The 227-nt window shown below is 57.3% G+C and carries 1 pseudogene; it reads right to left on the bottom strand.

The annotated features are described in order from the left end of the window. Positions 1-186 (bottom strand): annotated as a pseudogene (locus AF337_RS15645) (DUF262 domain-containing protein); the annotation flags it as partial. Positions 187-227 lie beyond the last annotated feature (41 nt).

The raw sequence follows: 227 nt of genomic DNA, 5'->3' as shown, positions 1-227 counted from the left end.
AAACTCTTCCATAGCCTCGAAAGAAGCATTCGATGCCAAGATGTGCTCAATGTCGTTGCCGCCGGCCGTGTAGTCGGACAGGCGGTCGCGCGATGCACTCGAGCCGTATGCCTGCAGGTCGATATACTGCGTGAGCTTTGCCAGTAGATAGCGGAGACGGAAGCCGCGGAGCTGCCAGGTCTTCAAACCAAGCAACGTCCTCCGGAATTCAAGGGCCAGCGTTTGAC

The sequence above is a fragment of the Rhizobium ecuadorense genome, from assembly GCF_001187535.1.
GTDB classification, from domain to species: Bacteria; Pseudomonadota; Alphaproteobacteria; order Rhizobiales; family Rhizobiaceae; genus Rhizobium; species Rhizobium ecuadorense.
This window is presented reverse-complemented; position numbering and strand designations above follow the sequence as displayed.